This is a genomic window from Gluconobacter sp. P1C6_b (genome assembly GCF_018811945.1).
GTDB lineage: Bacteria > Pseudomonadota > Alphaproteobacteria > Acetobacterales > Acetobacteraceae > Gluconobacter.
Genome location: NZ_JACRVU010000014.1, coordinates 17,250 through 37,618 on the forward strand (window position 1 = coordinate 17,250; position 20,369 = coordinate 37,618).

At 59.5% G+C, this 20,369-nt stretch carries 21 protein-coding genes and 1 tRNA gene; 12 read left to right on the forward strand and 10 right to left on the reverse strand.

The window, feature by feature from the left end:
• The first annotated feature begins 21 nt into the window (after nt 1-21).
• The 3 genes from KP701_RS10580 (at nt 22) to KP701_RS10590 (ending at nt 2,977) form a co-directional block, all read left to right on the forward strand.
• Entirely contained in the window at nt 22-1,185 is a 1,164-nt protein-coding gene (locus tag KP701_RS10580; protein WP_215747178.1) for an aminotransferase, read from the forward strand.
• 76 nt (nt 1,186-1,261) lie between these two features.
• Nucleotides 1,262-2,725 carry a metalloprotease TldD gene (tldD, locus tag KP701_RS10585; RefSeq protein WP_215747179.1) on the forward strand — a complete coding sequence of 488 codons (1,464 nt, stop codon included), beginning with the start codon at nt 1,262-1,264 and terminating at the stop codon, nt 2,723-2,725.
• Between the two features lie 42 nt (nt 2,726-2,767).
• Nucleotides 2,768-2,977, forward strand: coding sequence for a hypothetical protein (locus KP701_RS10590; RefSeq protein ID WP_215747218.1), 210 nt, complete (start codon nt 2,768-2,770; stop codon nt 2,975-2,977).
• A gap of 7 nt (nt 2,978-2,984) precedes the next feature.
• Here the strand turns inward: KP701_RS10590 and KP701_RS10595 are convergent, their stop codons facing one another.
• A complete protein-coding gene (locus KP701_RS10595) occupies nt 2,985-3,290 on the reverse strand; it encodes a YggT family protein (protein WP_062494118.1) in 306 nt (101 codons plus the stop codon).
• 142 nt (nt 3,291-3,432) lie between these two features.
• Between KP701_RS10595 and KP701_RS10600 the strand changes: the two genes are divergently transcribed.
• Both KP701_RS10600 and KP701_RS10605 read left to right on the forward strand, forming a co-directional pair.
• Nucleotides 3,433-3,508 (forward strand) — tRNA-Ala (locus tag KP701_RS10600).
• A gap of 476 nt (nt 3,509-3,984) precedes the next feature.
• Entirely contained in the window at nt 3,985-6,492 is a 2,508-nt protein-coding gene (locus KP701_RS10605; RefSeq protein WP_215747180.1) for a glycosyltransferase, read from the forward strand.
• A gap of 510 nt (nt 6,493-7,002) precedes the next feature.
• Here the strand turns inward: KP701_RS10605 and KP701_RS10610 are convergent.
• The 8 genes from KP701_RS10610 to KP701_RS10645 form a co-directional block, all read right to left on the reverse strand.
• The gene (locus tag KP701_RS10610; RefSeq protein ID WP_215747181.1) at nt 7,003-8,655 is read right to left on the reverse strand and encodes a glycosyltransferase family 39 protein; all 1,653 of its coding nucleotides are present in this window, start codon (nt 8,653-8,655) and stop codon (nt 7,003-7,005) included.
• 73 nt (nt 8,656-8,728) lie between these two features.
• Nucleotides 8,729-9,496 (reverse strand): glycosyltransferase family 2 protein, encoded by a 768-nt coding sequence (locus tag KP701_RS10615; protein ID WP_215747182.1) that lies wholly within the window; start codon nt 9,494-9,496, stop codon nt 8,729-8,731.
• Between the two features lie 4 nt (nt 9,497-9,500).
• Complete coding sequence (locus tag KP701_RS10620) at nt 9,501-10,001, reverse strand: ATP synthase subunit B (RefSeq protein WP_062494537.1); 501 nt, start codon at nt 9,999-10,001, stop codon at nt 9,501-9,503.
• Nucleotides 10,002-10,011: 10 nt separating this feature from the next.
• Entirely contained in the window at nt 10,012-10,572 is a 561-nt protein-coding gene (locus KP701_RS10625) for a hypothetical protein (RefSeq protein ID WP_215747183.1), read from the reverse strand.
• An 8-nt stretch (nt 10,573-10,580) separates the two neighbouring features.
• On the reverse strand, nt 10,581-10,808 hold the full coding sequence (locus KP701_RS10630) for an ATP synthase subunit C family protein (protein ID WP_024717170.1): 228 nt from the start codon (nt 10,806-10,808) through the stop codon (nt 10,581-10,583).
• A gap of 82 nt (nt 10,809-10,890) precedes the next feature.
• Nucleotides 10,891-11,640: a F0F1 ATP synthase subunit A gene (locus KP701_RS10635; protein WP_215747219.1), complete on the reverse strand. Its 750-nt coding sequence runs from the start codon at nt 11,638-11,640 to the stop codon at nt 10,891-10,893.
• On the reverse strand, nt 11,618-11,986 hold the full coding sequence (locus KP701_RS10640) for an AtpZ/AtpI family protein (protein WP_215747184.1): 369 nt from the start codon (nt 11,984-11,986) through the stop codon (nt 11,618-11,620). The genes KP701_RS10635 and KP701_RS10640 overlap by 23 nt, the downstream gene beginning before the upstream one ends.
• A gap of 143 nt (nt 11,987-12,129) precedes the next feature.
• Complete coding sequence (locus KP701_RS10645) at nt 12,130-13,653, reverse strand: vitamin B12-dependent ribonucleotide reductase (protein WP_215747185.1); 1,524 nt, start codon at nt 13,651-13,653, stop codon at nt 12,130-12,132.
• Between the two features lie 198 nt (nt 13,654-13,851).
• Between KP701_RS10645 and mlaD the strand changes: the two genes are divergently transcribed.
• From mlaD to KP701_RS10675, 6 genes are read left to right on the forward strand one after another with little or no spacing between them, the layout of a single operon-like run.
• Nucleotides 13,852-14,376 carry an outer membrane lipid asymmetry maintenance protein MlaD gene (gene mlaD, locus KP701_RS10650; protein WP_215747186.1) on the forward strand — a complete coding sequence of 175 codons (525 nt, stop codon included), beginning with the start codon at nt 13,852-13,854 and terminating at the stop codon, nt 14,374-14,376.
• A 3-nt stretch (nt 14,377-14,379) separates the two neighbouring features.
• The gene (locus tag KP701_RS10655; protein ID WP_215747187.1) at nt 14,380-14,622 is read left to right on the forward strand and encodes a hypothetical protein; all 243 of its coding nucleotides are present in this window, start codon (nt 14,380-14,382) and stop codon (nt 14,620-14,622) included.
• Nucleotides 14,619-15,311 (forward strand): DUF2155 domain-containing protein, encoded by a 693-nt coding sequence (locus KP701_RS10660; RefSeq protein ID WP_215747188.1) that lies wholly within the window; start codon nt 14,619-14,621, stop codon nt 15,309-15,311. The genes KP701_RS10655 and KP701_RS10660 overlap by 4 nt, the downstream gene beginning before the upstream one ends.
• 49 nt (nt 15,312-15,360) lie before the next feature.
• Nucleotides 15,361-16,083, forward strand: a complete 723-nt coding sequence (gene otsB / locus KP701_RS10665; protein WP_215747189.1) for a trehalose-phosphatase — start codon at nt 15,361-15,363, stop codon at nt 16,081-16,083.
• Nucleotides 16,071-17,414, forward strand: coding sequence for a trehalose-6-phosphate synthase (locus tag KP701_RS10670; protein WP_215747190.1), 1,344 nt, complete (start codon nt 16,071-16,073; stop codon nt 17,412-17,414). Before otsB ends, KP701_RS10670 begins: the two co-directional genes overlap by 13 nt.
• Nucleotides 17,405-17,920, forward strand: a complete 516-nt coding sequence (locus KP701_RS10675; protein ID WP_215747191.1) for a disulfide bond formation protein B — start codon at nt 17,405-17,407, stop codon at nt 17,918-17,920. The genes KP701_RS10670 and KP701_RS10675 overlap by 10 nt, the downstream gene beginning before the upstream one ends.
• Before the next feature lie 9 nt (nt 17,921-17,929).
• Here the strand turns inward: KP701_RS10675 and KP701_RS10680 are convergent, their stop codons facing one another.
• The gene (locus tag KP701_RS10680) at nt 17,930-18,106 is read right to left on the reverse strand and encodes a DUF1328 domain-containing protein (RefSeq protein WP_081107199.1); all 177 of its coding nucleotides are present in this window, start codon (nt 18,104-18,106) and stop codon (nt 17,930-17,932) included.
• Nucleotides 18,107-18,298: 192 nt separating this feature from the next.
• Here KP701_RS10680 and KP701_RS10685 point away from each other — a divergent pair, with 192 nt between their 5' ends.
• Entirely contained in the window at nt 18,299-20,335 is a 2,037-nt protein-coding gene (locus KP701_RS10685; protein ID WP_215747192.1) for an NAD(+) synthase, read from the forward strand.
• Nucleotides 20,336-20,369 lie beyond the last annotated feature (34 nt).

Here is a 20,369-nt window from a genome sequence, read left to right on the forward strand (position 1 = left end):
CGTCAGTTCTGGAATCCGTTGATGAAAACGCCCAATCAGTATCTTGCGAGCCTTCCGACAACCATCTTCACGATTATGTCACAGCTTGCCGTGAAGCATGGGGCGATCAATCTCGGGCAGGGGTTTCCGGATACGGAGGGGCCACAGGACATCATTCAGGTCGCGGCGGATGCGCTGCAGGACGGGCGTAACCAGTATGCGCCGCTGACGGGCCTGCCGGAGCTGCGTGAGGCCGTGGCGGCGTCCAACCGACGTTTCTATGGGCTTGAAGTCGATCCGGCGACCGAAGTTGTCGTGACGTCTGGCGCGACGGAGGCTCTGGCGGCGTGTCTGATGGCGGTCGTGGAGCCGGGGGATGAGGTGGTGGTGATCGAGCCGCTTTATGACACCTATCTGCCGGCACTGAAGCTTCTGGGGGCGGTGCCACGCTGTGTGCGGCTTGCCCCGCCGCACTGGTCTGTGCCGGAGGCGGAGCTTCGGGCTGCGTTTGGCCCGAAGACCAAGGCGATCATGCTCAATTCGCCGATGAACCCGTCCGGGAAGGTGTTTGTCCGCGAGGAGCTTGAATTGATTGCGGATCTGGTGCGGGAGCATGATGTCTATGCGATCTGTGACGAGGTTTACGAGCATCTGACGTTTCACGTGAAACACGTCCCGCTGATGACGCTGCCGGGGATGCGGGAGCGCTGCATGCGGATCGGGAGCGCGGGCAAGAGCTTCTCCCTGACGGGATGGAAAGTCGGCTATGTGACAGCCCCGGCGGCGCTGGCGTCCGTGGTGGCGAAGGCGCATCAGGTTCTGGTGTTCGCAACTGCTCCGAACCTTCAGCGGGCCGTGGCTTACGGGCTGAACAAGGATGACAGCTATTACGAAGGGCTGTCGGCGCAGATGGAAATACAGCGGGATCTGCTGCGGGATGGGCTTCATCGGCTGGGTTTTGAAACGCTGCCTGCGGATGGCAGTTATTTCATCGTGGCGGATATTTCGCGCCATGCGGCCGGACGGGGTGATGTTGAATTCGCGCGCTGGCTGGTGGAACATGCGGGGGTCGCGACAATCCCGGTTTCGGCTTTCTATGATCCGGAGGGGGATGCCGCGCCACAGAACCTGATCCGGTTCGCGTTCTGCAAAAAGCCGGAGATCCTGCGGGAGGCCTTGAAACGGCTGGAAAAAGCCCTTTCTTAAAAGCCCTGTGTTGTGAGCCGGTCTGTGTTCAATCTGTCTGCCGGAAAAGCCGGTCTGTTCTGTCTGGAGATTTCTCATGTCTGTTGCTGCTGATGCTCTGGGCGCTCTTGCGACGACCGATGCCCTGTTTTTCGGGCGACCTGATTCAAAACTGAGCCGTGACGATGCCCGGGCGCTCGTCAATCGGGGGCTTGATGGCGTGGATGATGGCGAGCTGTTCCTCGAATACCGGGAGAACGAAAGCATCAGCCTGGATGACGGGACGATCCGTTCGGCGAGCTTCAACACCTCCTCGGGGTTCGGGCTGCGGGCTGTTCTGGGGACGGAGACGGCTTTTGCGCATGCGGACGATATCAGCCGGGATGCTCTGGAGCGGGCTGTCAGTACAGTGGGTGCCGTACGGCAGGGACGCAGCGGCATCATGGCGCCGGGACCGCAGGCGACGAACCAGCGGCTTTATGGCGACTCCCGCCCGCTTGAAGGAACGGATTTTGCAGCGCGTGCAGCGGTTCTGAGCGAGATCGATGCCTATGCGCGGGGGCTGGATTCCCGGGTGGTGCAGGTCAGTGCCGTGCTGAGTTCCGAATGGCAGGCCGTGCAGATCATGCGACGCGCGGACTCCGGCGGCGATGTTGCGGACCTGCGTCCGCTGGTGCGGATGAATGTGTCCGTCGTTGTGGAAAAGGACGGTCAGCGTGAGAGCGGAAGCTGTGGTCTGGGAGGGCGCTATGAGCTGGACCGGCTGCTGGCGCCGGAAACGTGGCGCGATGCGGTCGATAAGGCCCTGAAACAGGCGTTGATCACACTGGAAGCCACACCGGCACCTGCAGGTGAAATGGATGTGGTGCTTGGTCCGGGATGGCCGGGTATTCTGCTGCATGAGGCGGTCGGACATGGGCTGGAAGGCGACTTCAACCGCAAGGGAACTTCGTCCTTTTCGGGGATGATTGGTAAGCGTGTTGCGTCTCCGGGCGTGACGGTGGTCGATGATGGAACGCTTCCGGAGCGTCGTGGCTCGCTGAGTGTTGATGATGAGGGAACGCCGACGTCCCGGACCGTCCTGATCGAGGACGGGATCCTGACCGGGTATCTTCAGGACCGGCTGAATGCCCGTTTGATGGGCACGAAATCCACCGGGAACGGACGCCGGGAATCCTATGCGCATGCTCCGATGCCGCGCATGACCAATACGCTCATGTTGGAAGGAAGTGCGACCACCGATGAGATGATCCGTTCGATGAAGCGGGGGCTGTATGCCGTGAATTTCGGCGGCGGCCAGGTGGATATCACGTCGGGCAAGTTCGTGTTTGCGGCTTCGGAAGCCTATCTGGTCGAGGAGGGGAAAATCGTCCGCCCTGTGAAGGGTGCCACGCTGATCGGCAATGGGGCGGATGCGATGAACCAGATTTCCATGATCGGGTCCGATGTGGCGCTGGATCCTGGCATCGGAACCTGCGGCAAGGCCGGTCAGGGCGTGCCGGTGGGTGTCGGGCAGCCGACCCTGAAGATTTCGGGTCTGACGGTGGGTGGTACGGCCTGATCCGGGAACGCCGGGCCGTTCGAGAGACGAAAGCTATTCGTGATGGGTCATAATTACGCCAAACCCCTGACGGCTGAAGCCCGGATGGAGCGCGTTTTCTCCCGTCTGCCAGCGGACTGGGCTGTGAAAATGGAGCATCAGCCGGGAACGGGATGGTCGGTCTGGATGCAGCGCCCGGATGGGACGCCGCATCAGGAGATGCGGGATACGCTGGCCGAAGCACTGGAAGATGTGTGGCGCGCCCTGAGATAGGCCTTTTTCAGAAGCTGTTATGCGTCGCGAGCATGAAGAAGATCCGGTTGACGGCCGGGTAGACCAGAAACTGGATCAGCAGCAGGACGACCATAGGCGCAAAATCCATACCGCCCGTGTTGGGAAGGATGCTGCGGATCGGAGCCATGACAGGTTCGACGATCCGGGCCAGTGTGTTGAAAATGGAATAGAAAAACCGGTTGCGGATATCCAGGATCCCGAAACCCAGCAGCATCGACAGGATGCAGTACGCCAGCAGAATCCACACAAAGGCCTGGATCAGCATCAGGATAATGGAATGCAGGGCAACCATATAAAACCTCGTCGAATGTCGGGAAGGGCAGCCGAAAGGCTGGTTGAGGAACGCTTGTAGCCATAGCGATAGCACAGAACAACGTCCTGCGTGCAGGGCTGCTTGACAGCCTGCGAGAAGAAGAGAACTATTGTTTTGCCGTGGGGCTGTAGCTCAGATGGGAGAGCGCCTCGTTCGCAATGAGGAGGTCAGGGGTTCGATTCCCCTCAGCTCCACCACGGTTTTCATTTGCTGTAAAATATGGATAAGACTGAATTGTTTCTCCTGTAGTAGTGGAGATATCAAATACTGTATTTTTAGGGTTGTCCCCTCCTAGAGAATGCTAGGTGTGTTCTGGTTTGTCTGCTTTTGCGGATAATAGAATACATCGTTGAATATCTTACCCTAATCAGAGGATTCTTGGAGTAAAACCTCCTGATAATTTAAGTTAAATCTGCATAATTAAATTTGTCGATTTTACAATATGATGTGAAATGCGCTTCAAAATCACTCGAACATCATATTGTTGGAATATTTCGTGCGTATAAGGGATTGTCTGGTCTATTCTTTCCTCATAGCATTCTGATACAGTGTTTTTAAACTGGGTAAATCTTTCTATTCACGGGAAAGTGCTCGCAGGATACTTTGCTCGCAGGATACTTTGCTCGCAGGTAGAGATGCCCTTGGCTGATTTTTGTAAGATGGATGCGTTAGAATGTCTAAACCGGTAGAAACTCGAACAGCCTTAGTTCAGTTCCAAGGACATTTTGACGGTCTGGAAGATGGTTCCGTCCGAGGGTGGGCGACATGTAATCTGGAAAAATTTTCTCCTGTAAGAATTCACATTATCATTGATGGGCAGGAAGTCGGAATGGCGATTGCCGATTTGCCCCGTGAAGACGTTCAGGAAACGTTTTCACTACCGACCGCCAACCTGGGTTTCAGTTTCCAAATACCATCAAGCTACTTTAACGGTGAAAAACATACGCTTTCATTGCGTCTGGATGACCGTTCCGCTCTACCACTTTTATCCGATGGCATGACCTCGATCACATTTTTCGGCCATCTCAAGCCTTCTTATAAAAGTCATGTCGACGGCGTGAAGCAGGGGGCACTTCGCGGTTGGGTGCTTCGCAAGTTGCGGGATGGTGAAGAGACTGGTGGTGTGGTGCTATCAATTCTCGTCGATGGTATTCGGATCGGACAGACACGCGCAAACCGTTATCGTGGAGATGTTGCTGCCGTTTTGGGGTGTGATCCCAATTGCGGGTTTGAGTTTCCAATTCCGCAAGCGTTAAGAGGAAGTGGCCAGCATACAATCAAGGTCTTGGCCCAGCCGGATGATATAGAGCTTGATGGCTGTCCAATAGTAACATCCTTTGCGGATGATGCATTTGAAAGCCGGATCATCGACGTCACCAACGAACTCGATGAAATTTACAGACGCATGGCGAAGCTGCGGCAGGAGCTTCGTGATCTCGTTCCCAAGCGTTCCTATACGTTGGGAGACTATGATCGATGGGCACGCAAATATTATGCTCTTTTGGGCAAACGAGTGGCTGAACAGCGCGGGCACGAAGAAAAAAATAGCGCATTCACGCCGCTTGTCTCAATTCTTTGCCCTGTCTATCGCCCGCTTGAAAGTGACTTCAAGGCAGCTGTCCAGTCTGTTCTTGATCAGACCTATCAGAATTGGGAGCTTATCCTGGTTGATGATGCGGGTAAAAGTCGCGAAACAACGGAAATCATCAATAACTTCGCCAAAATCGATCCACGCATCAAATGTATTGCCCTAAAAAAGAATGTGGGAATTGCTGGCGCTACAAATGTAGCAATGGATGCTGCCAAAGGGCAGTATGTTGCTTTCTTTGATCATGATGATCTTCTGGTGGATGTTGCTATTGAAGTCATGGTGCGAGCGGCTCATGAAACCGGAGCCAAGCTGCTTTATTCGGATGAGGATAAAATCGATCAGGCCGGGTATTACCTGGAACCCAATCTCAAACCTGATTTCAACTATCGTTATCTTCTTGGCTGCAATTATATATGTCATTTAACGATGGTAGATGCTGCGACAATGCGGAAGATTGGGCATCTCAACTCCGATTACAACGGAGCGCAGGACCATGATTTCGTACTGAAAGCAACGGAAGTTCTTAGTCCATCGGAAATTTTCCATGTGCCCGAAATTCTTTATCACTGGCGTAAAACCCCCAATTCCACAGCTGTTGATGTGAGCCAGAAAACTTACGCGATCAATGCCGGCGTAAAATGTGTGACCGACCATCTCAAGAGGCAGAAAATAGCCTCAAAGGTTTCGTCCATCCGCGGGCTGACGCTTTATGGTGTAGAATGGACCTCGCGTACCCAGCCGTCAGTGACCATCATCATTCCCTTTAAAGATCAGCTGGATACGACGCTTACCTGCATCGAAAATATCCTCAAACATACGGTTTACAAGAATTACAATATTATTCTGATCGATAATTGGTCGGTGCGTGATGAGACACTGGATTTTATCAAAAAAATTCAGGAACATAAAAATGTTTCCGTCATAACGGTAGAAGAACCATTTAATTTTTCCAGGCTTAACAATATCGCGGTAGATCAAACCACAGCTGATTATGTCGTATTCATGAATAACGACGTGTTTGTGGAAGACGCAAAGTGGTTACACCGGCTGGTTGGAGAAGCCCAGGCATTTAAAGATGTCGGAGCTGTGGGTGCCAAGCTACTTTATCCTAATGATACGATCCAGCACGCCGGTGTAGCTGTTGGTCCAGCTGGTGTGGCAGCTCATGTTCATCGGGGGGATCCGTTATCAGAATATGGTTATATTGGCCGCACCATGCTTTCGCACGAAGTAACAGCTGTTACTGCGGCCCTGATGCTGGTCAGACGGACTGTTTTTGATGAGGTGGGCGGATTTGATGAAGAAGCGCTGAAAGTTGCTTTCAATGACGTCGATCTATGTTTGAAAATTCGTCGGGCCGGATACCGGATTATCTTTAGTGCTGAGACGGTTGCCTATCATCACGAGAGTCTGTCTCGTGGAACTGATGACAAACCCGAACATGAAACGCGCTTCTTCCTGGAAACCCAGACTATGCTCGAACGCTGGAGTTCAGATCCGCTGTTTGAACGCGACCCATCTTATCCGCGCTATTTTACTGTCGACCAGCAGACATTCTTTAACCTGATAGATCCTGAAGACCTTCCCTGATCTCAGGGAGTTATATTGGTTGCTTTTAGGAAATGATGTAGCGTGGAAACAGCTCGCTTCTCCCTTCGGGACGGAGTTTTGTCTCAGGCTCTGTGAGGAGCTGGAGATTAGCGAGCTGTGCTTGACTGACGAACAAATGGATTATCAGTCGTTCTTTTTCCGAAGAGTTTGGAAGCTCCTGGGGAGAGAAGATCGCTGCCTGTTAAGGGGTATCATTTTTGCGTAGCAGTAATGATCCATGCTGGCGTGATATTTTCGAAAGATTATGGCTTACACACGACGCTGTATAACTGCTGTAAGTGTTGGGTCATCATGATTGATGAGACTGAGGTCAACGAAGCATCGTGCCCTGAACGGTTTTAAGTCTGCGAGGTGAGGAAAATCTTGGTCGGCTGACTAGACGGGAAAAAGATAGTCTGAATATAAATCTGCATGCCGGCATAGAGCGGAGCGGACGTTCGTCATTGTTGGAATACAAAACCAGACATGGGTTCATATTAAATAGCAGGTTCACAGGGGCGCAAAGAGCTCTAAATTAAGGTGGTGCCCATTTGAATAATTCAGACCTTCTATTTTGTTGTACTCGACAACGTTTATTCCAAATTTCTTCAGGGTAGACATAAAGATATTCTTATCTTTGATGTCGATCAGCGCCAGGCTGCACTGGGGATGGTCGTGCAGATATGCGGCTGCGGCTTCCGGGCCGATGAGCTGCGTATTGGGGCCGACGAGAAAGACCAAGCTCGGCTCGGAATAGGATGACGATATCAAAACACTGTCATTGCAGGGGCGGACGTCTTCGAAGAGGTCTGCAATCCGGGGGCTGAGACGGATGGTCTGGAGATTGGGGATCACGCTCAGGAACAGGCCGGCGTGAGCAATGACGGCTGCGCCCATGGCGCAGAAGGCTGCCTGTCGCCGTTGCTGCTTCAGGAGCATCATAATGGCGCCGAGCATCAGAGGCAGGGATCCACCCAGCGCGATCAGGGCGGAGAGTGAAAATGTGTGCTCAAGCTTGTACAGAGCGATGCTGCCAGCGAGGCAGAAGGCGATGCCGATGACCGCCCACAGAACGCCATAGACCCCGAGAAGAGCCTTTGCCCATCGTGAGAGTGTGAGAGGGCGCCATGCCATGAGGCTTGCTGCAGTCAGGATGGCAATCGCCGGATAGGTTGGCAGGACGTAATGCGGGAGTTTGGTGGCAATCAGTTCGAACACCAGCCAGTGCGGGACAATCCAGCTGAGGAGGAAGCGGACCTGCGGGAGTTTGCGGTTTTTCCAGACTGATGGAATGGCCAGGGCGGCGAAAAGCGAGCCGGGCCAGAAAGCCAGTCCGAAAACCAGAAGGTGGAAGCCGGGGGGAAGGCCGTGAGCTTCCTGACCATGGGTCACTTTTCCGAGAAAGTTGCGCCCCACCGCGCGGGCGAAGAAGTCCCCGCCGCTGATGACTTCGATGGCGACGCACCAGGGAACGACCACGGCAATCATGAGCATCCAGCCCCAGCGCGGGCGCAGGCGGGGCCACCATGAGCGGTCCTTTTCCAGAAACCACAGGGCCAGGGGGGTGCCGAAGCCAGGAATGAGGACGACCGGTCCCTTGAGCATGAGTCCGACGCCAAGGGCGAGCCAGTATGCGACCGCGACCCGCAGATGAGTGGGGCGGCTCTTCTGCCGATCGGTGAGGGCACACAGAAGGGCGGCTTCGATGCACAGAATGTCCAGCAGCAGGACCGTGTCGATGGTCGCCATGTGGCTTTCGGCGACGAACAGGGTCGAGACCATCAGCAGGCCTGCCGCCATCAGGCCCGTTGCGCCACCGAAAAGCGTTGCGCCGATCCATGCTGTCAGGGGGACAATAATGGTTGCGGCAAGGAGGCTCGGAATCCGGTAGGGCCATGTCTTGCGCAGAACCGAGGGACCGAAGATCTTTTCGGCAGCAGCGGTCGAGGCCGCTTCCAGCCAGTAGATGCCCGCTGGCTGGAGATAGCGTGGTTTGTCCTGGAAGCGGACGTCGATGAAGTTGTGGGAGAGAAGCATCTGTTCGGATGCTTCCATATAGCGGGGTTCGTCCCGATCGAGGGGCGGGAGCGTCATGCGGCCGGGGAGCGCGAGCAGAAAGGCCAGCAGCCCGAGAAGAGCATAATGCCGGAGGTTCAGGGTCATGGGGACTCTCCGCGCCGTTCTGTCAGGCCGGGCATGCGGCAGGATCCCGGAAGGTCCGGATCCGGTGACGGCTTCAGTGTTCGGTCAGATGATCGGGCAGATGCGTGCGGTTCTGAAGCCACATGACGCCCAGAAGGTCACGGATTCCCACGAGGGCCCGGTTGAAATTTGTATATTTCGAGCTGCCGTGAAGGCGTGCGCGATGCTGGACTTCGATGCAGATCAGCGGCGCGCCGTAATGTCCCAGCAGGGCAGGCAGGAAACGGTGGACGCCTTCGAACTGCGGGATTTTCAGGAAGAGATCGCGCGGAAACAGCTTGAGCGGCGCGCCGGTATCGGGGCAGCCGTCGTTCAGCAGGCGACGACGCAGACCATTGGCGAAGCGTGTGGCGATCCGGCGGGACAGGCGGTCATTGCGCTTGCGCCGGACACCCACAACCAGCGGCGCTGCGCTTGGAGCCGATGTCGCTTGGTCCAGCATTTTCAGGATGGCGGACGGGTCGTCCTGACCATCGCCGTCAATGGTGGCGATCCACTGGCCCTTCGCGGCTGTGATACCTGTGCGGAGGGCAGCGGATTTTCCAAGACGCTTTGGATGGCTGATGATGCGCAGGCGGGGCAGGAGTGTCTGCCGGGCCTCCAGAAGCTTTTTGACGGTGGCATCGGTGCTGCCGTCGTCAATGGCCAGAATTTCTGCGGAAGGGTCAGCGCCAAAGGTATCGGCCAGTTCCTGACAGACGGGGAGAATATTCTCCGCCTCGTTCAGAACGGCCATGACGACGGAGAGCCTTGTGGGCTGTCCGTCGTCATGAAAGGAACCTTGCACCGTGGAGGTGGGCATCGGATCAGGCAGCGGAGCGCCGAAGGGCTTCCGGCAGGCTGTCGATGCCCTTGTCGATCAGGGTTGCGGCGATGTCGGGGCTCTCCGTCAGACGGGTCGACACGACGTCGCGGGCTGCGGCAACGGCGATCTGGGCAGCGCGATCCTGGATCTCACGGATGGCCGAACGTTCGGCTGCGTGAATGCGATCCTGCGCCATCTTTTCATAACGGGCTGCGGCGGCTTCGGCGTCCTGACGGGCGCGTTCTGCCAGACCGGCGGCCTCGGCTTCGGAGCGTGCAAGCATGGCCTGTGTTTCGGCCAGGGTCTTTTCACGCTCGCGGGTGGCATCTTCCAGCATCTGTTCGGCTTCACGACGCAGACGGGCCGCCTCGTCGAGGTCGTGGCGGACGCTGTCGGCACGCGCATCCAGATGGCCGGTGATGGCGACCCAGAGCTTGCGTCCGAAAATGACGAAGAACAGGACGAAGGCGAGGGCGGTCCAGAACCGGGGATCGTGGAACATCTTCGTCTCCTTAGGCGCTGACGCGTTTGACGGCGCTGGCGACAGTCTGTTCGTCCTGCGTGCCGATCAGACGCGAAACCAGATCCTGGGTGGTGCTGGTGGCGATCTCGGACAGGCTGGACAGGGCCTGTTCACGGGACTGGGTGATACGGGTCTCGGCGCTCGCGATCTCGGCTTCGAGGCGCTTGGCCGTTTCCGCAGCGTAAGATTCCGCATTGGTGCGGGCTTCGCTCTGGATCCGCTCCACATGGGCGCGGGCCTGCTCGGCTGCTTCATGACGGGCGCTGAGGAGTTCCGCGCTGGCGCGGTCGGCTTCAGCCTTGGCCTTGCGGGCAACATCCAGATCGTTCTGGATCCGGGTACGACGGTTGGTCAGCACCCGTTCGACACGCGGCAGTGCGAAGCGGCTCAGGGCGAGGTAGAAGCCGCCGAAGATGACGGCTCCCCAGACGACCTGTCCGATCAGCAGCGGATCGTGGAAGTTCAGCTGTGGCATGCCCGCAGCCACGGCACGGCCCGGCACGGCCGCAAGCGGAGCGGCGAACAGGAAGAGGCGTGGCGTACGGTACATGTTCGACCTCAGGCGAACAGGATCAGGAAGGCGATCAGCAGGGCGAACAGCGCGACGGCTTCCGTCAGCGCGAAGCCCAGCATGCCGATGCCGAAGACATGCGGCCGCGAGGCCGGGTTGCGTGCAACCGAGCTGATCAGCGTCGAGAAGATGTTGCCGAGACCCATGCCGACACCGGCGAGGGCGAAAACGGCAATACCGGCACCGAGGTCACGGGCGGCCTGGGCGATGCTGATGCCGAATTCGTGAGCGGCTTGAACGTCCATTGTCAGGTTCCTTGTTGGGTCGATTAAAGGGTTAGTGCGAAGCTGGTGTGGCTCAGTGAGCGACGGCCTCACGCAGATAGATGCAGGTGAGGATGGCGAACACATAGGCCTGCAGCACACCCACCAGCAGTTCGAGGGCCGTCAGCGCGATGTTGATCGCGATCGGGGCGATGGCCAGGACATGGCCGAATGCGCCCAGACCGGCGAGCATGATCGTGAAGCCGGCAAACACTTCCAGAAGCACGTGACCCGCCACCATGTTGGCGAAAAGTCGGATCGACAGGCTGACCGGACGCGAAAGGAAAGAGATGATCTCGATCGGCACCAGCAGCGGAGCAAGCCAGACAGGCGTTCCAGCGGGCAGGAAGTGCTTGAGGAAGCCGACACCCTGAAAACGGATGGAAGCAAGGATCGAGATGACGAACACCATGATGGCCAGGCCGAAGGTCACGGCGATATGGCTGGTGTACGTGAAGGAGAAGGGCAGCAGGCCGAGATAGTTGCCGGCCAGGATGAAGAAGAAGATCGCGAAGACGAACGGGAAGAACGTTGCGCCGTTTTCACCGATCGTGCTGACGGCGAGGTCGTGGACGAAATCGTAGCTGATCTCGGCGGCGGCCTGAAGGCGGCCCGGCACGACGGCGGCAGGGCGCATCCCGACATACAGGAAGACCAGAACGACGGCAGCGGCGATCAGCATGAACAGTGGCGACTGCGAGAACCGCAGGGCTTCTCCCAGATGTCCAAGAACCGGATGGAGCTCGAACTGTCCGAGCGCGTCAATCGTCGATCCGGCTGCCACGCTGGCTTCTCCCGTCATCTTTCGGTCCGGACACCATGTCCGAATCCTTCAAAACCCGCCAGACATTCAACATGCCGGCACCACATCCTGCCAGGGCGAAAACGGACAGGAACAGAGCCCTGTACCCGAACCAGTGACCTAGCGCGTAGCCTATGGCTACACCGACCGCGAGCCCGGCCACAAGGTCCGTTCCCACGCGGATCGCCAGTCCAAGGGATGACATGGAACTGTCATCATTGCCCTCGTCGGTTACGGCGAACTCCCCGGCATGGGGATCAAGCTTCTGACGCGCACGCCGCAGGCGCTCGTCGAAGTTTCCGTCGTCACCGGCAGGGGCGTGTCCCATGAGGTCTGATCCCTTACCCTGTACGCATCCTTCTTACCCGGTCGTTCAACCGGATTCCTTCTCAGCGCAGGCGCTAGCTACCGGCGAGTCCGTTGACTGTCAATGTATTCTGCTCGCCGGAGCCATCGAAACCCGTTTTCGCCCTAGCTGACCAGTTTCAGGCGGCGCCCGCGGTCCTTCCATTCCGGACTTTCACCGGACCCGCGTCCGAAGGGCAGCATGGGGGCTGGATCTTCCGAACTGGGTTCGACGCGGGGGGCGTCCGGCATGTGCTCGCCCAGATAGGCTTCCGACAGAGTGCGGAAGGCATAATCGAGCATGGAGGTCGCGTAAGCCGTGGACGGATCGCCCTCGACAGTGCCTGCGGGCCCGAAGCGCGTATAGGCGAATCGCTCCACAAAGGCCTCCAGCGGGGCACCATATTGCAGGCCGATGCTGACGGCATGGCTCAGGCAGTCCATCAGGCCGCGGGCCATAGGGCTCTCGCGGGGCGGGGTAAGACTGATTTCGCCGAGCGTGCCGTCCTCGAATTCGCTGGTCCGCATGAAAAGACTGTGACCGCCCACGGCCGCACGCTGGGTGAAACCGGTCTGGCGCATGGGAAGCGGGCGACGCACGCCACGGGCCAGCCTGGCCTGAAGGTCGGCCAGATCGGGTTCCGGCACCGCCGGCAGGAAGTCTACGACGTTCTTCACGGCAGCGTGCATCGCAGCCTGGGCCTGTGGGCGAACGGGTGGGAGCGGGGTCTCGCCAGCCAGCGCGAGCGCCAGAGCGGATTCGGGGGTTAGGCCACGGCACGCCAGTCGCGCCAGCGTGGATGCACGCAGATGTCCATCTTCGCGCAGCGGCGAGAAGGCTGGGGCGAGGCCGCAGGTTTCAACGCCCAGCAGGCCTTCGGTTGCGGCCGGGGAGGAAAATCCGGTTTCGATCGGGCAGAAATGCCGACCCTCTTCCGTGGCGCAGACCGAGGATGCGATGGTTCGCAGTCCCGGCAGGGGCGATTCCGGAATGGAAGGCGGGGACAGCTTTGTTCCGGCGCGGGCTACCGTGGTGGCGAGCGCGGCCATGGCACAGGCCGCAGTGCGGGCGTCGTCACTATCATAGTCGAGACCGAGGGCTGCCAGGCAGGCATCGAGATCGGTCAGGAGAATGAGGCCTGCGGCTTCGTCTTCAGGCTGGGCCGGCAGATCGAACAGGGGCAGCTCACCTGTACGTTCGATCCGGGTCGCGGCGTGAAGGCGGCGCAGGGCGTCGCAGGCCAGGCGGAGGCAGGCGACGAAATGTTCGGCAGCGAATCCGGCCTCCTGCACGAAACTGGACAGGCGGATGGTGAAGCCGGGCGTCTGGTCGGGCTGGCACTGCCACAGCGCGGTGTTGGGCGCCATCTGCTGCATCAGCAGAAGATAGGACAGGCTCCGGCCGGGTGACGGGGTGTTGGCCGGGGTGCCGGGAAGGGGTGGGCACGCATCGATCGTGTCCACCCAGCGGGCGGCCTCCGCGGCAAGTCTGACCGGCCCACCGTTCAGGGTGATCTGGGCGAGGGCCTGTGCGGCCACGTCATCCCAGGCGGCAGGAAGGGTGACGGAGCGCAGGGCGCTGTCGTCGGGGTCGGTCATGACCTGAAGCGTCCTCATGCGAACGCCGGTCCAGTGAAGGCGAGCTGTCATATTGCGAATCTACGCCCTGCGCCCATGGGCCCGTAAGCCGGAAAAGGGCCTGTGGAAGGCCGCTAATGGGCGGGAACATGGGGATATGGGGGATAACATTTTCCCGGGGACGGCCGAGCGACGATTTCTGCGGGAAGATTGGACGCGCGAAGCGGAGTCGGGTAGTGCTGGAAGGATGATTTTCACGAGGGTATCGTCATGAGCGCTGTCACGGTCCGTCATGACCGGCTGGAGCTTCTGGCTGGGTTCGCTGTCCTGGCCTGCCTTGCGGGTCTTCTGGTCGCGGCGATGGTCGGGCACCATCAGAGCGATGACGGGGGCTACCCTGTGCATGCGTCCTTCAGCCAGATCGACGGTCTGACGGTTGGTTCCGATGTGCGGCTGGCGGGCATTACCGTGGGGCACGTGACCGGCGCCGTGGTCGACCCTAGGAGCTTTCAGGCGCAGGTGACATTTACGCTCGCACCCGATGTGAAGCTGCCGACGGATTCCGCAGCAATTGTGACGTCTGACAGCCTGCTGGGCGGGAAATACATCGCGCTGTCTCCAGGTGGAGCGGATTCGGTGGTGAAGCCGGGCGGTGTCATGACCGAGACGCAGGGCTCCATCAGTCTGGAGCAGCTTCTGAGCAAGTTCATTTTCTCCGTGACGGATTCGCTGCAGAAGAGCCAGAAGGCGGCTGCGGGAAAGCCGGCGACGGGCAGTCTGGCGGATGAACCCTGAGCCATGACGGATGCGCAGAAAAATGCGTTTCTGTGGGTCGACCACGAGGGCAATCCCGTGTCCTGTGTGGAGAAGGTCCAGATCCTGCGGGAAAACGATGCCGAGCTGCGTCAGGCCCTGCAGGATGCGTATGATGACGGGGTTCTGATGGGGGTTGCACCTCAGGCGATGCTGCAGACGTTTCAGGCCATGCTGTCCGATCTGAAGAGCCCGTTTCAGGGTGGGACTCAGGAGAAAGAGTCATGATGAAGCTCTGGTCGGACCGGGTTCTGCTGCCGTGCGGGGCTGCCGCAATGATTCTGCTTTGCGGAGTTTCGGGCGCGCGGGCCGCCACAGGTGTCGCGCCCCCGGCGATGTATCCGGCTGCAACCTGGCAGGGGCAGTCGCAGGCTGTGGTGCGCGTGCTGGACCGGCTGGATGCACATCTGGAGCTTCTGACGATTCCCGTGGGCGGGAGCGCGACCTATCACAGTCTTTCCGTGGGTGTTGAAGCCTGTGTCAGCCGGCCGCAGACGCTGGCCGCGGATGCCGGAGCCCTGCTGCATCTGAAGGACAGCAGCGATCCGCAGCGGCCGCCTTTCGATGGCTGGATGCTGGCTCAGGAGCCTTCTGTCGCAACTTATGGCAGCCCTTTGTACGATGTGCGCGTTGTCTCCTGCGCGGGAGTGCCGACGGCACCTCAGGCGGGGCCTCTGCCTGTGGTGAAGGCACCCGTGCTCGCCAGTGCGGAGGTTCCGGTGGAAGAAGGCGGCGATGCTCCGGCATCCCAGCCCGGTTCTGCCTCAGGCGGTCCTGTACCGCTTGCTCCGGACAGTCATAATCCCATTCCGCTCGCGCCTCCCAGTGGTGCGGCGCCGTCCCTTGCTCCGGCCATGCCAGCGCAGCCTTCGGGGCAGCCCCTGTCACCTCCCGAAGCTGATCCCGGCCTCGAATAAAGGTGGGATGGGGCGGAATGACCCAGAAACAGGAAGAAATGACAGCTTCATGATTCAGGTTCCCTTTCCCCCGTCCCGGGCAGCCCTGCTGCTTGATTTCGATGGAACGCTTGTTGATATCGCGCCCACCCCGGAAAGCGTCCGGGTACCGGAGGGGCTCGCGGCGGATCTGCTGCGTCTTCGGGACATGCTCGATGGCGCGCTTGCGATTATTACCGGCCGGCCCATCGCACAGATCGATCATTTCCTGCCGGATATTCCCCATGCCGTGGCCGGCGAGCACGGCGTGATGATGCGTCACGCACCCGGCCAGGCATTACGGGAGCGGAAACTGCCCGTTGTGCCCGGAGAATGGATACAGGCTGTTGAAAAGGCTGCGGCAGATCATCCCGGCGCCAGTGTTGAACACAAAAAAGCTGGAATGGTGCTGCATTACCGTCGTGCGCCCGAGGCGGAATCCGTTTTTCGGGAGCTGGCGTCGGTCTGGCCGGTGGAAAACCGGGGGTTTCACCTTCAGGATGCCCAGATGGCCATCGAACTCCGGCCACTGGGGATCGACAAGGGCAAGGCGCTGCGGGAACTGATGGCAGAGCCGCCTTTTGCAGGGCGGCTTCCGGTTTTTGCCGGTGATGATGCCACGGACCGCGACGGGGTGAGGGCTGCGCGCCAGATGGGGGGCGTAGGCTGGCTCATTCCCGATGATTTTCCAGATGCGGCCACGTTCCGGCGGTGGCTGCATGATCTGTCGGAGGGACACGGATGGGGCGCCTGATCATTGTTTCCAACCGGACGCCTGCCCCTGGGGAGCGTACGCAGCCTGCCGGGGGGCTGACGGTTGGTCTGTATGATGCGGTACAGACGCAGGAGACCCTGTGGTTCGGGTGGTCGGGCCATCAGCATGCGGATGCGGCCGACCGGCCGGTTCAGAGCGAGCAGGTGGGGAACGTCAATTACGTGACGTTCGACCTGACCCAGAGGCAGTATGACCGGTTCTATCTGAACTTTTCCAACGGCGTCCTGTGGCCCCTGTGCCATTACCGGACCAACCTGATCCGCTACACCCGTGAGGACTGCGATGCCTATTATGAGGCTAACGAGGTCTTCGCGGATCGTCTGGTCGGGCTTCTGGAGCCGGATGATACGGTCTGGATCCATGACTATCACCTGTTCCCGCTGGGCAAGATGCTGCGGGACCGGGGCGTGACGGGTCGGATTGGGTTCTTCCTGCATATTCCGTTCCCGCCCTGGAGCGTGGCGCGTCTGCTGCCCAGGCTCGACATGCTGCTGAGCGGCTTGGCGGCCTGTGACCTGATCGGGGTGCAGACCCCTGAGGACGCGACCAATCTCAAGGGATGTTTCGAGGTCTATGGTCTGAAGGCGGCAGTCGAGGCCGTGCCGATCGGAATCGATCCCGTCAGCTTCCGTCAGCAGGCGATCGAAAGCGCTTCCTCCGACGAGGTGGTGAAGATCATGGATACGCTGGAGGGGACGCGTCTGATCATAGGGGTGGACCGGCTGGATTATTCCAAGGGTCTGCCCGAGCGGATGAAGGGCTTCGAAGCTCTGCTGAAGAACTATCCCGAGCATCGTGGGCAGGTGACGTTCCTTCAGGTTACTCCGGTATCACGGGGTGGGGTGGAGAGCTATCGCCTGCTCAAGGAAGAGCTGGACGGGCTGGTCGGGACGATCAACGGCGCCTATGGCACGCCGGACTGGGTGCCGATCCGCTATACGACCTGGCCGATCGGGCGGCATATCCTCGCCGGACTTTACCGGATGGCGGATGTGGGGTTTGTCACGCCGCTGCGGGATGGCATGAACCTCGTGGCCAAGGAATTCATCGCAGCGCAGGACGAGGACGACCCCGGCGTGCTGGTGCTGTCGCGGTTTGCTGGAGCGGCTCCGGAAATGCCCGAGGCGCTTCTGATCAATCCGCTGGATGCGGAAGGAATGGCCGATGCGCTTCATATTGGCCTGACCATGGACGTGCACGCCCGTCATGCGGCATGGTCCGCGATGTATGACGAGGTTTCCCGCAATACGGCGGGGAGCTGGTCCAAGCAGTTTCTTGATAGCCTGGAGGCGATCCGTCCGTGCCACTGAACAGAACATACCGCCCCGTTTCAACATCTGCGCTGGGTGGTCTGTATGTTCTGGCGGGGCTGGTGACGCTCGGGGTCGTCTGGTTTGCTGAACACTGGCTGAAGCTTGCGCCGTGCGAGCTTTGCCTGTGGGAACGGCGTCCGTGGTGGGTGCTGATCGGGCTTGGAATCGTCACGATCGTGCTGCCGAAGCGCTATGCCCGGTACGGGGTTTTCTTCGGGCTTCTGTGCCTGATGACCAGTATCGGGCTGGCAGTTCTGCATGCAGGCGTGGAGCACAAGTTCTGGCCCAGCCCGGCGCCGGAATGCAGAGCCCCGGTCTTTCACGGGGGAAACTTCAGGGACTGGATGTCGGCGATGCCCGCACGGCCGAACAAGCCGTGTGATTCGCCGGATTACCTGTTTGGTCTGCCCGTCTCCATGACGGAGCTGGGCGGTCTGTATGCGGTCGTGGTGTTCATAGTGGCTCTGGTCGGGAGCTTCCGCATGGGCCGCTCCCGACGCTGAGGGGACGGATCAGAGGCGCGTGCCGCGTCCGCGCCCGAAGATGAGGCTGATGATCAGCAGCACCAGGAAGATGAAGAAAAGGATCTTGCCGATATAGGCAAAATCTGCCGAAATTCCGCCAAAGCCCAGCACCGCAGCACATAAGGCGAGGATAAGGAAGGCAATGGTCCAGCGTAGCAGGTCCATGGGACTGTCTCCTTTGTCAGTAGCGCCCTCTGAGGGAGAGGCGGCGTGTGAGAAGGCTGAACGGCGGCGGAGTGAACAGGTTCATTTTCGCAACATCCGTTTTATGCCGGGGGTGTGCCTGGGAAGCCCGTTTTCAATATTTCCATGGGTCGGATTCCTGTGTTCGGACATCCTGCCTGCCGGAGGACCATCATGACCCTGTTCCGCTCCCTGTATCATCAGGGGTTCGCCCGGATCGCCGCCTGCACGCTGCCGGTGACGCTTGCCGATCCGCTGAAGAATGGTGAGCGCGTTCTGGGTGTTCTGCGCGACTGTGACCGGCAGGGTGTGGCGGCGGTGGTGTTTCCGGAACTGGGGCTGACGGGTTACACGCTGGATGATCTGCGGTTTCAGGACGTGGTGCTCGACGGGGCGATTGAGGCACTCCGGCGGGTTGTTGCCGGGTCTCGGGATCTGCTGTCCGTCGCGGTTGTGGGGCTGCCGCTGGTGCGGGGGGATCTACTCTATAACTGTGCGGCAGTGGTGCATCGCGGGCGGGTGCTGGGTGTGGTGCCGAAATCGCATCTGCCGCGTTACCGGGAATTCTACGAGCCACGGCATTTCACGTCCGGACTTCAGACGTCCGGGACGATCCGCCTGTTTGGTGAAGACGTGCCATTTGGGGCGGATCTGCTGTTTCAGGCCGAGGATATGCGCGGGCTGATGCTGGGCGTGGAGATCTGTGAGGATCTGTGGGTAGCGTCTCCGCCGAGCGGGAAACTGGCGGAAGCGGGGGCAACGGTCATTCTCAATCCGTCGGCATCTCCGGTGACGATCGGGCGGACGGATGACCGTTCCCTGCTTTGTCAGGCGCAGTCCATGCGGACGCTGACAGCCTATGCCTATGCGGCGGCGGGTGAAGGGGAATCCACGACTGATCTGGCCTGGGACGGGCAGGTCTCGATCCATGAGGCCGGGCGGCTTCTGGCGCAGTCGGACCGTTTTCCGCAGGGCGAGCGGCTGGTCGTGGCTGATGTGGATCTGGATCTGCTGCGGCAGGAGCGGATGCGGACGGGCCAGTTCGGGCAGCCGGGACAAGGGTTCCGGACCGTTGGGTTCACGCTTGCACCGCCCATGACGGATCTGGGGCTGAAACGGGAGGTCGTGCGGTTTCCGTTTGTGCCGTCCGATGCACGGACGCTGGCGCGGGACTGCTATGAAGGCTGGACCATTCAGGTCAGCGCCCTGCGTCGCCGTTTGCAGGCGAGTGGCGCGCAGCGGGCCGTGATCGGGGTTTCAGGCGGCCTGGACAGCACGCTGGCGCTGCTTGTGGCGGTGCGGGCCGCCGATGAGCTCGGCTGGCCGCGAACACATGTTCTCGCCTACACGATGCCCGGTTTTGCGACGGGAACGGAGAGCCGTTCGCTGGCCCATGCGCTCATGGAAGCACTGGGCGTGGAGGTAAACGAACTGGATATCCGGCCGACGGCTCAGACGATGCTGGCAGGGATCGGCCATCCTTTTGCCGAGGGGCAGCCCGTTCATGACATTACGTTCGAGAACGTACAGGCTGGTCTGCGGACGGATTTCCTGTTCCGGATCGCCAATTACCGCAACGGGATCGTGATCGGGACAGGGGATCTGTCGGAACTTGCGCTGGGCTGGTGCACCTATGGTGTGGGGGACCAGATGTCCCACTACAACGTTAATGCCGGGATGCCGAAGACGCTGATCCAGCATGTCATCCGTTGGCTGGCGCGGGATGGAAAACTGGGTGACGGTGTGGTGGGGGCGGTTCTGGAGCGGATCGTCAATGCGGAGATCACGCCGGAACTGGTGCCTGATACAGGACAGGGCGTTCAGAGCACGGAACAGACGATCGGCCCCTACCCGCTTCAGGATTTCACACTTTATCACATTCTGCGTCACGGCTTCAGACCGTCGCGGATCGCGTTTCTGGCGGAGGTGGCCTGGAGCGATGCGTCACGCGGAACATGGCCCGAGCATTATCCGCAGGATCGGAAGATTGCCTACGATCTGGGTGAGATCCGGCACTGGCTGGAAGTGTTTCTGCGGCGGTTTTTCGGGACGAGCCAGTTCAAACGCTCGGCCATGCCCAATGGTCCGAAACTGGTTTCCGGTGGCTCTCTCTCGCCGAGGGGAGATTGGCGGGCGCCGTCTGATAGCACGGCAACGGCATGGCTTTCAGAGCTTTGTGATAATGTACCTGAAACGAACACACATCCGTGAAGTTTTGGTGTGCAGGCGTGTGGGGGGTTTTGTC

Excerpts from the sequence above, each read along its gene's own strand:
- KP701_RS10580 (WP_215747178.1), top strand. The coding sequence starts at position 22 with ATGAAAACGCCCAATCAGTATCTTGCGAGCCTTCCGACAACCATCTTC.
- tldD (WP_215747179.1), top strand. The coding sequence starts at position 1,262 with ATGTCTGTTGCTGCTGATGCTCTGGGCGCTCTTGCGACGACCGATGCC.
- KP701_RS10590 (WP_215747218.1), top strand. The coding sequence starts at position 2,768 with ATGGGTCATAATTACGCCAAACCCCTGACGGCTGAAGCCCGGATGGAG.
- KP701_RS10595 (WP_062494118.1), bottom strand. The coding sequence starts at position 3,290 with ATGGTTGCCCTGCATTCCATTATCCTGATGCTGATCCAGGCCTTTGTG.
- KP701_RS10605 (WP_215747180.1), top strand. The coding sequence starts at position 3,985 with ATGTCTAAACCGGTAGAAACTCGAACAGCCTTAGTTCAGTTCCAAGGA.
- KP701_RS10610 (WP_215747181.1), bottom strand. The coding sequence starts at position 8,655 with ATGACCCTGAACCTCCGGCATTATGCTCTTCTCGGGCTGCTGGCCTTT.
- KP701_RS10615 (WP_215747182.1), bottom strand. The coding sequence starts at position 9,496 with ATGCCCACCTCCACGGTGCAAGGTTCCTTTCATGACGACGGACAGCCC.
- KP701_RS10620 (WP_062494537.1), bottom strand. The coding sequence starts at position 10,001 with ATGTTCCACGATCCCCGGTTCTGGACCGCCCTCGCCTTCGTCCTGTTC.
- KP701_RS10625 (WP_215747183.1), bottom strand. The coding sequence starts at position 10,572 with ATGTACCGTACGCCACGCCTCTTCCTGTTCGCCGCTCCGCTTGCGGCC.
- KP701_RS10640 (WP_215747184.1), bottom strand. The coding sequence starts at position 11,986 with ATGGGACACGCCCCTGCCGGTGACGACGGAAACTTCGACGAGCGCCTG.
- KP701_RS10645 (WP_215747185.1), bottom strand. The coding sequence starts at position 13,653 with ATGACAGCTCGCCTTCACTGGACCGGCGTTCGCATGAGGACGCTTCAG.
- mlaD (WP_215747186.1), top strand. The coding sequence starts at position 13,852 with ATGAGCGCTGTCACGGTCCGTCATGACCGGCTGGAGCTTCTGGCTGGG.
- KP701_RS10655 (WP_215747187.1), top strand. The coding sequence starts at position 14,380 with ATGACGGATGCGCAGAAAAATGCGTTTCTGTGGGTCGACCACGAGGGC.
- KP701_RS10660 (WP_215747188.1), top strand. The coding sequence starts at position 14,619 with ATGATGAAGCTCTGGTCGGACCGGGTTCTGCTGCCGTGCGGGGCTGCC.
- otsB (WP_215747189.1), top strand. The coding sequence starts at position 15,361 with ATGATTCAGGTTCCCTTTCCCCCGTCCCGGGCAGCCCTGCTGCTTGAT.
- KP701_RS10670 (WP_215747190.1), top strand. The coding sequence starts at position 16,071 with ATGGGGCGCCTGATCATTGTTTCCAACCGGACGCCTGCCCCTGGGGAG.
- KP701_RS10680 (WP_081107199.1), bottom strand. The coding sequence starts at position 18,106 with ATGGACCTGCTACGCTGGACCATTGCCTTCCTTATCCTCGCCTTATGT.
- KP701_RS10685 (WP_215747192.1), top strand. The coding sequence starts at position 18,299 with ATGACCCTGTTCCGCTCCCTGTATCATCAGGGGTTCGCCCGGATCGCC.